This window comes from Faecalicatena faecalis (assembly GCF_012524165.2).
Classification (GTDB): Bacteria; Bacillota; Clostridia; order Lachnospirales; family Lachnospiraceae; genus Faecalicatena_A; species Faecalicatena_A faecalis.
This window is the reverse complement of sequence record NZ_JABACJ020000009.1, coordinates 1-13,524: the sequence shown is the minus strand read 5'-3', so window position 1 is coordinate 13,524 and position 13,524 is coordinate 1. Positions and strand designations below refer to the sequence as shown.

General features: G+C 44.1%; 10 protein-coding genes and 1 tRNA gene. 1 reads left to right on the top strand and 10 read right to left on the bottom strand.

The genetic code is table 11. The annotated features are described in order from the left end of the window. Positions 1–55 precede the first annotated feature (55 nt). From HGO97_RS10810 to infC, 7 genes are all read right to left on the bottom strand, one after another. Positions 56–2,731: an ATP-binding protein gene (locus tag HGO97_RS10810; protein ID WP_330654237.1), complete on the bottom strand. Its 2,676-nt coding sequence runs from the start codon at positions 2,729–2,731 to the stop codon at positions 56–58. Between the two features lie 306 nt (positions 2,732–3,037). Continuing rightward, a tRNA-Leu gene (locus tag HGO97_RS10805) sits at positions 3,038–3,122 on the bottom strand. A gap of 214 nt (positions 3,123–3,336) precedes the next feature. Beyond that, positions 3,337–4,722, bottom strand: coding sequence for a TrpB-like pyridoxal phosphate-dependent enzyme (locus HGO97_RS10800; protein WP_216241481.1), 1,386 nt, complete (start codon positions 4,720–4,722; stop codon positions 3,337–3,339). Between the two features lie 423 nt (positions 4,723–5,145). Continuing rightward, complete coding sequence (locus HGO97_RS10795) at positions 5,146–6,168, bottom strand: DUF2804 domain-containing protein (protein ID WP_216241478.1); 1,023 nt, start codon at positions 6,166–6,168, stop codon at positions 5,146–5,148. Between the two features lie 93 nt (positions 6,169–6,261). Further along, positions 6,262–6,618 carry a 50S ribosomal protein L20 gene (rplT, locus tag HGO97_RS10790; protein WP_216241477.1) on the bottom strand — a complete coding sequence of 119 codons (357 nt, stop codon included), beginning with the start codon at positions 6,616–6,618 and terminating at the stop codon, positions 6,262–6,264. Positions 6,619–6,649: 31 nt separating this feature from the next. After that, entirely contained in the window at positions 6,650–6,847 is a 198-nt protein-coding gene (gene rpmI / locus HGO97_RS10785) for a 50S ribosomal protein L35 (protein WP_216241475.1), read from the bottom strand. Positions 6,848–6,907: 60 nt separating this feature from the next. Further along, positions 6,908–7,402 (bottom strand): translation initiation factor IF-3, encoded by a 495-nt coding sequence (gene infC, locus HGO97_RS10780; protein ID WP_216241472.1) that lies wholly within the window; start codon positions 7,400–7,402, stop codon positions 6,908–6,910. Between the two features lie 519 nt (positions 7,403–7,921). Here infC and HGO97_RS10775 point away from each other — a divergent pair. After that, positions 7,922–9,286, top strand: coding sequence for a sodium-dependent transporter (locus HGO97_RS10775; RefSeq protein WP_216241469.1), 1,365 nt, complete (start codon positions 7,922–7,924; stop codon positions 9,284–9,286). A gap of 111 nt (positions 9,287–9,397) precedes the next feature. On the opposite strand, the gene HGO97_RS10770 is transcribed toward HGO97_RS10775, so the two are convergent. The 3 genes from HGO97_RS10770 to HGO97_RS10760 form a co-directional block, all read right to left on the bottom strand. Beyond that, complete coding sequence (locus HGO97_RS10770; RefSeq protein ID WP_216241465.1) at positions 9,398–10,261, bottom strand: DegV family protein; 864 nt, start codon at positions 10,259–10,261, stop codon at positions 9,398–9,400. Between the two features lie 24 nt (positions 10,262–10,285). Beyond that, positions 10,286–11,686 carry an MATE family efflux transporter gene (locus tag HGO97_RS10765; protein WP_216241462.1) on the bottom strand — a complete coding sequence of 467 codons (1,401 nt, stop codon included), beginning with the start codon at positions 11,684–11,686 and terminating at the stop codon, positions 10,286–10,288. Between the two features lie 234 nt (positions 11,687–11,920). Further along, positions 11,921–13,288, bottom strand: a complete 1,368-nt coding sequence (locus tag HGO97_RS10760) for a spore germination protein (RefSeq protein WP_216241460.1) — start codon at positions 13,286–13,288, stop codon at positions 11,921–11,923. Positions 13,289–13,524 lie beyond the last annotated feature (236 nt).

Genomic DNA, 13,524 nt, shown 5'->3' with positions numbered 1-13,524 from the left:
GGAGAGCCGCTGTGGTGTCATATCACCATACTGCTCTCCGCCTTATTATGAATATTTATCTGTCTATCGCCTTTTTCAGTACCTGATAAAGCTGTGATACATCTACCGGCTTTGTCAGGAAATCATCCATACCTGCAGCCAGAGCTGCATCTTCATCCTCTTTAAAGGAATTTGCTGTCATGGCGATGATCGGGATTGCCTTTGCATCCTGACGTTCCATGCCACGAATTCTACGGCATGCTGTCAATCCATCCATGACAGGCATCTGAATATCCATAAGGATTGCCTGATACTGCCCAGGTCTGCTCTTATCAAATAGCTCCACTGCCGCTTCTCCATTCGCGGCCCGACACACTTCTGCACCCTGCATTTTAAGCAGTTCTATAGAAATCTCCGCATTCAAGTCATTATCCTCTGCAAGAAGGATTGTCTTCCCTTCCAGATAATGCGCCTGCATCGTCTCCGGTTGTTCCTCTTCCATGACTCCGATCGGGAAAGCAGCTGTAAAATAAAATTCACTGCCATGCCCTGGTTCGCTTCTGAGCTTTAATTCCCCGCCCATTAACTGCACAATGGTCTTACTGATTGCAAGTCCAAGTCCTGTCCCCTGACTCTTGGAATAGTTCGGTCCTACCTGTTCAAATGCGCCGAATATCCGCTCCTGATTCTCTTTTGAAATCCCGACTCCATTATCAATGACCTGAAAATGATAGACAACATGTTCCCCATCCTGCTCCTCCAATGTCACACATACACGGACAGTTCCACCCGAAGGCGTGAATTTAAACGCATTCGAAATCAGGTTCGTAAGCACCTGTTTTAACCGGACTGCATCTCCCTTAAGAATATCAGCTCCAAGATTTAGTTCCATATTGAAATTCAGCTTCCGCCGTCTGGCATCTGCTGTCATCATACTTTCCAGTTCATCCATAAGCCTGCCTATCGAAAATGGCTCATCCGCAATTGTCATCATCCCGCTCTCAATGCGGCTCATATCCAGAATATCGCTGATCAGGCTTAAAAGGTAATGGCAGGAGGTACGAATCTTCATCAAATTCTCATGGGCCTTCTTAGGCACTCCTTCCATCATACAAGTCAAATCGCTCAATCCAACGATTGCGTTCATTGGAGTCCGAATCTCATGACTCATACGGGAGAGGAATTCTCCCTTGGCCCTGTTGGCCGCTTCCGCCTTCTCAAGACTGCTCTGCATTCTTGCCGCATGAATTCTTGAGACCGCGACCGCCCCGGCTAAAAGAACAAGGAGCAATGCAACACCCCCAATGATAGATACAAACTTCACCGGGGCACTGTAAATCAGTTCCACAATCGATACACTTCCACTGCCGACAGAAATCATGTTCTGGGTAGTCAGAGCATCCTTCTCCTCACTTGTCATACTGCTGATGGACTTATTGAGCACGGTCAGCAGCTCCGTCTTAACTGGGCTTTTGAGAGCAAAGCTCATATGGTTCAGATCGTTCACCAGGGTATTAGGAATCACATTCGTATAATGGTGCTGCTGGATAGCCCGCTCAATATGATGCGAAACCCCATAGAAAAAATCGACCTCCCCATGGTTGACTGCCTTAAGTGCCTCATTTGTATTCTTATAATACTTTACCCGGGCCGCCTTGATATTGTCGGGCATCTCACGACCCTCAAGGATTGCCCCTGTCAGACCGTCTGACGGGTAACTGACCTTCTTATTCCTTGCGATGATATCATTAAAAGTAGCGTACGGCGTAGACAATGCCATATTCTTTACAATTCCTTCGGCTTCCTTCCCAAGAAAAGCTCCCAGCATATCGGCTTTTCCCTGTTGAACAAGTTCTAATGCTTCATTATATCCCTCTACATACAGATAGGTAAACTCAAGCCCTGTAAACTCACTTACTTTATCCAGTACGTCCGGTATGATTCCATTATGGATATCATGTTCTGACTCCTTACAGAAAAGCGGATGCCAATCCCTCACGACCGCAACAGATACCGTCTTCTTATCCCGGATATAGGCCTCCTCCTCTTCTGTCAGATAGATACTTTCAATACTGCCATCTTTAAAATTCGCTTCATAACGCTCTTCTGCAAAATTCGGATTGGACTCGGTAATTTTCTCCAATGCCATATTCAGTCCATCCAGCACTTCCTGATTCCCCGGTGTAGTCACGATGTAATGGGGCTGAGAATCAAATTCCTCTGCAACACGTAGATTGCCGCTATCTTCTGTGCTGTTCACCAGTAAAAGATCCACATCCCCATTCTCCACATAATAATGCAGATTCTTATTTCTCATCTGGTCATAAGCATACTCTACGATCGTACACTCCACGCCATTGCTCTCCAACGCCACTTCGAGACGCCGCCGATTCTCCTTTGCATTTTTATAAACACCGATCTTCTTTCCATCAATGCTCTTCCAATCAAAATTCTTAATACTTTCATCGTCCTTGCGGGCCAATAATACAGATTTACTATGACCTGTATTATAATCTGGATATGCATAATACGCCTCCCCGCCTTCCAGATAATATGCTCCGCCCATCAAGTCATACTGTCCATCCAAAAAATTCTTCAGCATGGTCGACCCGTCTGATATGTCAATATATTCATACTTCCATCCGGTATAATTGGCGATTTCATTCAGATAATCTACCACCAGTCCATGCCTGTTCCCATGCTCATCCACCTCTGTGAACCCCGGAACATCTGGAAAGGCAACCCGCAGCACGCGCTCCTCCTGAGCCCTTACTTTTTGTCCTATTATAAAAAACAGCCCTATAAATAAAACAGACATTAAAAAAATTCTTATGCTTCTCAACGCTCTCTTTCGTGACCGCGGCATGATGCCCTCCTATTATCTTTCGATTTATTTTAAGCCTGTAAAAGGTACTGCCGGTACTTCAAAACGGAATTCTCCCGGCACCCGCTCTCACAATCACATTTTAACATAGATTCCCCTGACTTGCTATCTAAATAAAGAAAACAAAAAAGAAACCTCTTAATTAAGGTTTCTCATCGCTTTTTAAATATTGAATGCGGAAGATGGGACTTGAACCCACACGAGCGCATTGCTCACAAGATCCTTAGTCTTGCTCGTCTGCCAGTTCCGACACTTCCGCATTTCGTAACGTTTTTTGTTGTTTCCTCGTTACAAATGATATAATACTATGTTTTTCCTCAAATGTCAACAGAATTTTGTATATTTTTTATTTAATTTAAAAAATTCATTTTTGAGTATTAAAACACATCCTGCATTTATATAGAAGAAAGCCAATCAGCAGCCCTTAAATGTACTGCAGATTGGCCATTCTACGGACTTTAAGTCCTTCGTTTCTATTCCATATTCCCAGGAAATCTCGGAATACCATCGAATCCTGCTTTCAGATCCTCATCTGTTGGAATGTAATCTGTCATCAGTCCGTCATGGAATTTCTCGTATGCATACATATCAAAATATCCTGTTCCAGTCAGTCCAAAGAGAATGGTCTTCTCTTCTCCGGTCTCCTTACACTTCATCGCTTCATCAATTGCAACCTTAATTGCATGGCTGCTTTCCGGCGCCGGCAGGATTCCCTCTACTCTTGCGAACTGCTCCGCTGCCTCGAATACTGCTGTCTGCTCCACTGAACGCGCTTCCATGTATCCATCATGATAAAGCTGTGACAAGATAGAACTCATTCCGTGATATCTTAGGCCGCCTGCATGGTTCGCAGATGGGATAAATCCACTTCCCAGTGTATACATCTTCGCTAATGGGCATACCATTCCGGTATCACAGTAATCATAAGCAAATACTCCTCGTGTCAGGCTCGGGCAGGATGCAGGCTCTACTGCGATAAACTGGTAAACTGCCTCTCCTCTTAACTGTTCACCCATGAATGGAGAGATCAATCCCCCTAAATTGGAACCGCCGCCTGCGCAGCCAATGATGATGTCTGGCTTAATTCCGTATTTGTCCATTGCAATCTTTGTCTCCACGCCGATGATGGATTGATGCAGCATTACCTGGCTTAATACGCTTCCCAGAACGTATCTGTATCCTTCTGTATGAGTAGCGACCTCTACCGCCTCTGAAATGGCACATCCAAGACTTCCTGATGTTCCCGGATGCTCTGCCAGAATCTTTCTGCCGACCTCTGTAGACTCAGACGGAGACGGTGTCACACTTGCTCCGTATGTCCTCATCACTTCTCTTCTGAATGGCTTCTGTTCATAGGAACATTTTACCATGTATACCTGGCAATCCAGGTCGAGATATGAACAAGCCATGGATAATGCAGTGCCCCACTGTCCTGCTCCTGTCTCCGTAGTCACACCTTTCAGGCCCTGATCCCTCGCATAATAAGCCTGTGCTATCGCTGAATTCAGCTTATGGCTTCCGCTCGTGTTATTTCCCTCGAACTTATAGTAGATCTTTGCTGGTGTCTGCAGCTTTTCCTCCAGACAGTATGCCCGAACAAGCGGTGCAGGACGATACATTTTATAAAAATCTCTGATTTTCTGCGGAATCTCAATATATCTGTTATCATTATCTAATTCCTGCTTTACTAACTCGTCACAGAACACAACACCAAGTTCTTCTGCTGTCATTGGTTCTAATGTAGCAGGATTTAAAAGTGGAGCCGGCTTATTCTTCATATCGGCACGTACATTGTACCATTCCTTCGGCATCTCGCTTTCTTCCAGATAAATTTTGTAGGGAATTTTGTTCTCGTTCATTTTCATAATCTCCTTTCAACTTTTCCGGGATAAATAGGTAAAAAAATACCCTTATCCCTCACAATAATTTATTGCAGGGACAAGAGTATAAAATATCAAATATATAAAACTCCTGCGGTGCCACCCAGCTTGATGCTTAAAACGCATCCTCTCACGCATACTGACATATGCCGACTTTGTTAACGGAGTACGCTCTCCGGCTCACCTACTATACTTTTCAGGTCGCCCTCAGAAGCCCATTCCTGACTGTCTTTTCCTGCCGCAATCCCACCACCTGCGGCTCTCTGTGTGGTAAGTACAGAAAGTACTTGCTCTTCCTCATCGGTTTACAGAAACTTTACCACGATGAAATCTCATTGTCAAGAGTTTTTTATATTCTTATTTGAATAATAACTTCTCCCGGAAACTGGAAACCATGGTATTTTAATACCTATTATGCACGTCTTCGGCAAAGCACATAAAGTCTTTTAATTCAATGAACATTCCGTTATCCAGCACTGCCTTTCCGCTCATCTTCCCGAACACCTGATGCTGATCTGACGCAATTACAACGGCCGAGATTTTTGCCGCGCGGTCAAGCACAGGCTCAAACTCCATCTCGAACCTTCCGTCACTGGAAGTAAATGTCCATGGTTTCATATAATCCCCCTCTGGGATATGGAAAATGACATCATCTAATTTGTGTGCCTTGCCATCATAGAACAGCATATTCTCGGATGCTGCGCTCGTGTCCCCAAAGCCATATCCTATATTAAATCCGAAGGGCTTTCCACCGACAGTCCCATTGCCGCTCCCCCAATACCAGCGGTTATCATAGGTCCACACTCCCCTGCCCCAGTCCAGAGTTCCATAATCCGTCTCGGGCTTGAACCAGTAAGTAACCTCATCAAAGGCCATATATCCCTCGGCCCGCATACAGTTGATCTTTTGATTATAATAAAAGGCCGTCTTCTTCTCCTTCCACGGTGTTGCGATCACCATTGTGTCCATCGGAGGCTGTGACAGCGTAATCTCACAATGGAACGGCTTACCTTTCCAGAAATCCTTGAAATCACATTTGATCGTCCTCTTCCCCGGCGTGACCAAAAACTCCATACTCAGACGTTTGTCTTTATACTTAATATTGCCCTTATCTGAGGTGGCAGGCATCTTCATCTTCCCCATGGGGAAAGCGTTCAAGATCGTTTCCGTGTGCTCCCAGCCCTCCTTAAAATTCAAAAGGGAGACAGACTGCAGACCAATATAGCCGTCATCTGACAGGGTAAATGCACCTGCAAAATCCTGATTCAATACCAGATAGTAATCCCATTCCTTAATTCGAAACTTTGATGCCTTGATACGACTTCTGTCATATTCCTGGATGAGAGCCTTTGACCATCCTGGTTCCCTTAGGCTTCCGTCCGCCTTCAATAAGGGCTGTCTTTCTGTAACTTCATGATTCCTCATACCGCCATCTCCTATCTGTGTCGTCTTTCTTCTGCCTGAAAATAGAAAAAGCCCGAATCCCGCAGGGGACTGGGCTTCATACTATTCATTTTACTACGCGATCTGAGCTTTTGCAACCTCTGCAAGTGTTGCAAATCCTTCTTTGTCGCTTACTGCCAGCTCAGCTAACATCTTTCTGTTCATATCAACGTTAGCCAGCTTTAAGCCGTGCATAAACTTGCTGTAAGACAGACCGTTCATTCTTGCTGCTGCATTGATACGAGCGATCCATAACTGTCTCATCTGACGTTTACGCTGCTTTCTTCCTGCGTAGGAAGATGTGAGTGCTCTCATAACAGACTGTTTTGCAACTCTGTACTGTTTGGAACGTGCTCCTCTATATCCTTTTGCTAACTTTAAAGTTCTGTTATGTTTTTTCTTAGCGTTCATTCCGCCTTTAATTCTTGCCATTTCTTATTCCTCCTTCATCAACTTCCAAATCTTACAGATATGGTAATACTTTCTTCATGTTCTTTACATTTGTAGCATCTGTGATAGCCGGGTGTCTAAGATTTCTTTTTCTCTTAGTAGACTTTTTCGTTAAGATATGGCTCTTGTATGCTTTATTTCTTTTCAGTTTCCCTGTACCTGTTGCTTTGAAGCGCTTTGCTGCCGCTCTATTTGTTTTGATTTTTGGCATGATGATTTCCTCCTTCATTGTGCGTTTTACTGAGTGCAGTGCACCCGTAATGTTTTATTTTTAACGTTTTTCAGTTAAAACCATGCTCATGTTTCTGCCTTCCATTTTAGCCGGTTTCTCTACGACTGCCACGTCTTCCAGTAAAGCTGCAAAATCATCCAAGATATGCCTGCTCTGCTGTACATGTGCCATCTCTCTTCCGCGGAAACGCAATGTTACTTTCACCTTGTTGCCCTTTGTGATGAACTTCTTTGCGTTGTTAACCTTAGTGTTCAAGTCATTGGTATCAATATTCGGTGAAAGGCGTACTTCCTTCACTTCGACAGTTTTCTGCTTTTTCTTGGCTTCCTTGTCTTTGCGTGTCTGCTCGTATTTATACTTGCCATAATCAATAATCTTGCAGACCGGTGGTTTTGCCATTGGCGCAATCTTCACCAAATCAAGTTCTGCATCCATTGCCATCTTAAGGGCATCCCGGGATGACATGATTCCTAACTGTTCCCCATCCTCACTAACCAGACGGACCTCTTTGTCCCTGATCTGCTCGTTAATCATTAAATCGCTAATTGTCGTATACCTCCGTTGATTGAATTTCCTTTAGGTTCTTCCGCGAATAAAGACAAAAAAACGAGTGAATATCATCCACTCGACTCTCTGCATATGCATACTCTACTCAAGATATGTAAATGCTTCAATATCAGACCAATAGTCACCCGCTTGTGCTATGGTGAGAGTGGATACTCTACTTTATTTTTCGCCTCACGCAGATATTAGGTTATCATACCAATTCATAAATGTCAATACATTTTTTATAATTTTACAATATGATACCTATTGTAGGTCTGTATGGCAATCCTGCAGATATCGCTTGCACTCCCACATGCGGCCATTTTCCTGACTTGTTAATTTTACACCAAATACGCTCTTCTATCAAGAGTATTTTTATGGAAGGCATTCCCAATCCCTTCATTATGACGATTTTTCTTGTATTTTCAGGGGCTTCATGTCATAATAAGACTATTAATGTCTAAATATTAATATTTATAAGGAAGAGAGTTTGAGGAGGTTTACTACATGAACGAAAGCAGAAGCAATTTTACTGGTAAGATTGGCTTTATACTGGCTGCCGCTGGTTCTGCCGTTGGACTGGGAAACATATGGCGTTTTCCCTATCTTGTCGCCAAATATGGCGGAGGAACATTTTTATTGTGCTACATTATTCTCGCTGTAACATTCGGTTTTACACTGATGACCGCAGAGATCGCACTTGGACGTAAGACCGGCTTAAGTGCCATCGGCGCTTTTAAAAAGCTGGATAAGCGCTTTGGTTTCCTGGGCATCCTGGCATCTATCGTTCCAATCATCATCCTGCCCTACTATTCTGTTATCGGCGGATGGGTCATCAAGTATTTTGGAACGTTCATTTCAGGAGGGACGAAGGCCGCTGCAGGAGATACCTATTTCACTGATTTTATCGGCAGCGTAAAGAGCCCGCTCATCTGGTTCATTTTATTCGTCGCTTTTACAGCCGTTGTCGTTATCTTCGGTGTGGAAAAGGGAATTGAAAATGTCAGCAAGTTCCTGATGCCGATCCTGGTCGTACTGACTGTCGGTATTTCCATCTATGTACTGACAATGGACGGAGCTATGGAAGGCTTAAAGTACTATATCATGCCGCATATGTCAGATTTCTCTGTTAAGACACTGCTGGCAGCCATGGGACAGCTTTTCTATTCCATGTCACTTGCCATGGGGATTATGATTACATATGGTTCTTATATGAAGAAGTCAACGAATCTGGAGAGTTCTGTCAGACAGATCGAGATTTTCGATACAGGAATCGCATTCTTTGCAGGACTCATGATCGTACCGGCTGTCTTCACCTTCTCTGGCGGAGATGAATCTGCACTCGGTGCAGGACCTGGTTTGATGTTCATCACACTGCCGAAGGTATTTGCAAGCATGCCGATGGGAACCGTAATCGGTACGGTATTTTTCGTACTCGTTTTCTTTGCGGCCCTGACCTCCGCTATTTCCCTGATGGAGACAATCGTATCGATCTTCATGGACAAATTCAAATGGAACAGAAAGTTCACCTGTATTATCGTGACAGCTTATGTATTATTAATGGGAATTCCATCTTCCCTCGGCTTTGGCATCTGGGATTTCATTCAGCCGCTGGGAATGTCTATACTGGATTTCATGGACTTTATCAGTAATAGTGTATTGATGCCGATCGTAGCCCTGTTTACTTGTATCTTCGTTGGATTCGTCATCAAGCCTAAGACGATCATCGAGGAGGCATCTGCCGAAGGAAGCAAGTTCAAAAGCAAAGGATTATTCACTGTAATGATTCGCTACATAGCTCCACTGTTCCTGATTGCGATCTTGATCAGCTCCGTACTTGGTGCTTTTGGATTCGAGTTCTTCAGCCTGTAATTTGCAAGAAGCTGTACTCAAATTTATAACATAAAATTTTATTCAACAAAAAATGGATGGACATGGCTCATAAGAACCTGTCCATCCATTTTTATCTTTATTTTATTCTACTTATCTCTGGCTGCCCATAAAGAATACGGCAACTACTCCCGGTCCCGTATGGCTTCCAATTACAGTTCCGATGTTATTGATCAATATCTGTGAAACACCCATCTTCTCTCTTACAAGACCAGCCACATATTCCGCATCATCAATGCAGTCTCCGTGTGTGATCATGACCATATCATTCTCCCAACCCTTGGATTGCTCCACGGCCATATCTACGATCTTGTTCAGTGACTTCTTCCTGCCCCGCTCTTTTGCAATGACCTGAAGCTTCCCTTCATTGTCCATATGAATGATCGGCTTGATCTGTACCATGGTCCCTAAGACTGCTGTCGCCTTGGAAACGCGGCCGCCACGATGCAGGTGGTTCAAATCATCTACCGTAACATTATGGCAAATATGAAGCTTATTCTCCTCCACCCACTGTGCGATCTCGTCGATGCTCTTTCCTGCTTCTTTCAGCTTTAGTACCTTGTAAAGCAGAAGTCCTTCTCCCAGACATGCACAGAGTGTATCGATTACGATGATCTTAGCGTCCGGGTACTCTTCTGACAGTTCTTCCCCAGCGATACGCATACTGTTGTATGTACCGCTCAGGCCAGAAGAAAATCCTAAGTGAAGGATATCTTTTCCCTCTTTCAAGAACGGCTCGAATGCTTCCTTCGCCTCATCGGGATTCACCTGGGATGTAACAGACATCTTGCCTTCCCTAAGCTTCTGGAAAAACTCTTTGCCGCTTAAGCCGTACATATCTGTATAGGTCTGTCCATCAATAGTATATCTCAAAGGGATGACTGGTACATTTCTCTCCTTCACCCACTCTCTCGGTAAATCTACGGTGCTGTTGACTGTAATTACAAATTCTCTCATATCCTTCCCTCCTATATTATAAGCTTACTCTATCATATCATTTTTTTGCTCGTTACGCAAAATCTTTTTTGCCGTAATGATAAAGAGTATCACTGTGATCGCAACAGAACTAAAATCCGCAATTGGCTCTGCACGGTAAACTCCCATGACTCCCATGAACTTCGGGAGGATAATCGCAAGCGGAATCAAAAGGATGACCTTACGCAGAAGCGCAATAATCAGGGATACCTTTGCCTCGCCAAGTGCCAGGAAGGTAGACTGACATGTCATCTGGATTCCGAACACCGTAATTCCCAGGAAATAAATCGGCATCACGGAACATGTCAGTTCAATCAGGTCCGTATTTGCTGTAAATACCTTTGCATAGATGGATGGATACGTAATTGCGATTCCCGCCAAAATAATCGTTGCAGCCAGACACACACTTACCACCCTGATAAAGGTACCCTTCACACGGTCCAGCTTTCCTGCGCCATAATTATAACTCATGATCGGCTGTACCCCCTGTGAGACACCCTGTACAGGAACGATGATCAGCTGCATAATACTGCTCATGATCGACATGGTGCCGACATAAAGGTCTCCGCCATACTTCTGCAGACCTGAATTCAAGGTAATCATCACAAGGCTCTCTGTGCTCTGCATAATAAAAGGAGATACTCCCAGAGCCGCGATGCTGCCCACTGTCTTTGCATTCAAACGGACATACTTTTTACGGATTCGGATGACGCTCTTCTTCGATGTCAAGAATCGGATAACCCACACAGCACTGAGTGCCTGCGAAATAATGGTAGCTAAAGCAGCTCCGCGCACACCCATACCAAAAACAAAAATAAAAATCGGATCAAGTACAATATTTGTCACTGCCCCGATCAATACAGAGAGCATTGCCGTTTTCGCGTTCCCCTGTCCGCTGATATAAGTATTGAGTCCCACTGCGAACTGTACAAATATAGTTCCCAGCAGATAAATGCTTATGTACTGGCTGGCATATACAATGGTGGTGTCACTGGCACCAAATGCATACAAAATCGGATTTTTAAATACGGAGAAGACGACCGTCAGGATCACAGAAAAAATCAACAGCATTCCTACACTATTGCCAAGAATCTGCTCTGCCTTCTCATAATTTTTCTTTCCCAACTGAATGGAGGCCAGTGGTGCCCCGCCCATCCCGGCAAACGCACTGAATGCCGATATGACCATCAAAATCGGAAATGTGACCCCGACTCCCGTCAGGGCCATGTCTCCATATCCATGGATATGACCGATATAAATACGGTCCACAATGTTATACAATACATTGATGATCTGCGCTGCCACAGCCGGAAGGGCCATCTCAATGATCAGCTTTCCAAGCGGCGCGCTCCCCAACTTCTCATCCTGCTTGATGCTGCCCGGACCCTTCTTTTTTACAGTTTCCATTTTCTCTCCCAAATCAAACAACCTCTTTCCTATATAAATTCTTTCAGATTCTGCCTGTTCCTACCTTTTGTACCACTATTTAACAGAAAAAAAACATAACTAATATAGTATACCACAAATACTAAGTTCGTGAAATACCTCACTAAGTATTTGGGTATATGTCTTACTAGGCTCGGCAACACCTCGCCAAGTGCGAGCATTATACCACAAATACTAAGTTCGTGGTATATTCATTTATTGGAGTTTTACATTCAGGTAGCTTCGGCCGGACAGTGTTTTGTTGAATACGAGGAAGCATATGATGAGGATGCAGCCTGCTACAAATCCGACCAGATTGAATACTGCAGTAAGGATCAACAGCATCAGTCTCATGAATTTCAAGGCATATCCTAATTCGAAGTTTGGCTGGGTATAGTTCGCCACCGCAACGAAGGCCATGTAAAGCATGACTTCTGAATTGAACCATCCTGACTGCACGGAAAACTCACCCATAACAAGACCTGCGATCACACTGAGCGGGGTACTTAACATGCTCGGGGTATTCAGCGCCGCAAGCCTTAATCCATCTATCGCAAGTTCCAGGATGAGCAGTTGGAAGATCAAAGGAATATTGACCGTATCCTTGACAGCCACGAACTTGAAGACTTCTGGAATCCAGCTTGTATTCTGCATAAATAATAAAAATAGCGGAGTCAGAAATACCGTCAGGATTGTGATCAATGCCCTGGAGACTTTCAGATAGATTCCCGTCAGGGTCGGAAAATAGTAATCATTCGCCTCCTCGATCATATCGAGAATGGAAGTCGGAAGAATCATTGCAGATGGGGAGTTATCTACCATGATCACGATTTTCCCCTCCAGCAGACAGGCCGCCGCTGTATCCGGGCGTTCTGTGAACTTAAACTTAGGAAACGGGTTGAACCATTTTCTCTTGAACATTGCCTCCGCAAGACTCTGTTGGTTCATCCTTAAATCATCAATATCAAGCTCATTGATCCTGTTCTGTACATTTTTTAAAAGCTCCTGATCTACTCGGTCAGACATGTAACAGAGCGCTACATCCGTCCGGCTCGTCTGCCCGGCCTCCACCATCTCCATAATCAGATGTGGATCACGAATCCTCCGGCGCATTAGTGCCGTGTTGAACACGATTGTCTCTACGAATCCATCCCTGGAACCGCGTAAGGACTTATCCTTATCAGGCTCTTCCACCCCTCTTGCCGGATAAGTGCGGCAGTCGATGGCAATACAAACCTCATAGCCTTCTATAAAAAGACAGGTAACACCAGAGAGGACATTTCGAAACACCTGATCAAAGTCACTGATCACATCCACCTCTACATAGGGAAGGCACTGCTGTGCAAAGGCGGTCGCATCCTTCGGCATGTCTTCCGCCTTCACTCCAAAAAATGTGGTCATGATCTTAAGCATCGTCTCATCCTTTGTAAATCCATCTATAAAATAGAAGGACGCCTGCTTCCCTCCGATCGTCATATCCCTTCGAATAATATCAAAGCTGTCCTGAACCGGAAGCACCTGATTCACATAGTCTATATTTTCCTGAAATGAACTGCTGACCTTTTTCGTACTTTTTTCAATCATAGAATGTCTACCCCTTCTTGTCATAAACTCAATCTGTCAGATTTGTAACATAAAACATCTATGGATAGAATTCCCGACTGCTTCCAAATTATGCAGAGAATAAAAAAGACGGAACCTTCTTATGACAATGTCACTAAGTTAAGATTAATGAAAGGCTTCTATACTATATCAATAGTATAGAGGTCTTTTTTTGTATTTTCTCATAAAACAGTTGACAGGCATCAAAAAATATGTGG